The following is a 1,209-nucleotide window of genomic DNA, read 5'->3' as shown; positions in this document are numbered from 1 at the left end:
TTTAGAAAATAAAAAAGATTTTTCGGCCACACTATATGAAATACTCCCTTTATCAGAATCTTTAGAAAAAATAAAAACTTCAGGAGATTTAGTTAACTTTAATGGATACATCATTGCCTGGGATTTAGAAAGAGGATTTGTAAATGGGGCAAAATTTGAAAACTCCAATACGACAGCAGGGCTAACGGGACTTAGAGTAATCTCTCCGGAGGAATCAGAACGCCTCAATAAATCGACATCTAAATCTGATCCTTTTGAGTTAGATGAAGTAATCATCCGCAGAGAAAAATCCGAGAATAAGCAGGAGTATGGAGGAGGAGCTTATGGAGGCAGTTTAAATGCAGGATCAAAGGGTAATAGTCCGAAAGGGTATGTGAAGTCTCCGGGAGGTGGGGGAAGTAGTAGTTCTACAGAGTCAACGGTGACTAAAGTTATTCCGCCTAGTTGTGAAAGTTTTAACTTTACATCAAAAAAAGGGGCTAATTGGCAAGTAGCGATGGTCAAAAATATTAATTTTAGAGTTATAGGATTGAGTCCAAAAGGAATTGAAATATTGCATGTTCTTAGTTATCCGCAAGCAATATATTTTGGTACACCAACAAATATACAGGTAGGTAATACAGATATGACACCTGGAATTGCGGCAAATGTTTCTGCTCGAGCACTTCAACAATCAATGCAGGACGTAATAGATAAATATGGAGGAACAGACGTGTCAGATTTGATACTTGATCGATATTTTAGAGAGAGATTAGTGCACAATTATCCTCTTTACGTTAGTGGAGGTAGGGTAAATTTTAATTCAACTGAAAAACTTCCCGCGACTAATTATAAAACAAATACATGGACTTCAGGAAACTGTAATTAACTATTTAAATCGATTAGTATGATTGAAAAGGTTTTAAAAAATTTAATTTATTTACTCTATCCGCGAAATATATGTGCCTATACAGAAAAAGACATGTATTTTATTTCCGAGGAGTATAAGAGATTACTTCAAATAATAAATGATTTTAATAATGAAGAGAGTAAGGTCTTTAGGAAGAGAATTGCTGCAGAGTTTGAACATGATTACACATTAAATAAATTAAATGACCACACCTTGCTTGATTTAGGGGATAGATGTATGACTTTTAATGTGAGTGTAATCGAAGATGGTGAGTTATATACAATATCATTATTTATTAGCATTATAGTACCATATTATGT

1 protein-coding gene and 1 pseudogene are annotated in these 1,209 nt (G+C 34.0%); both read left to right on the top strand.

Features of this window, described 5'->3' with window-relative positions; all coding sequences use genetic code 11:
• A partial coding sequence (locus tag JO950_RS21865; protein WP_202704535.1) for a hypothetical protein occupies positions 1-868 on the top strand: 868 nt, incomplete at its 5' end.
• A gap of 18 nt (positions 869-886) precedes the next feature.
• Positions 887-1,209: pseudogene (locus tag JO950_RS21860) on the top strand (hypothetical protein); the annotation flags it as partial.

This window comes from Flavobacterium sp. UGB4466, assembly GCF_903469665.1.
Classification (GTDB): Bacteria; Bacteroidota; Bacteroidia; order Flavobacteriales; family Flavobacteriaceae; genus Flavobacterium; species Flavobacterium lipolyticum.
This window is presented reverse-complemented; position numbering and strand designations above follow the sequence as displayed.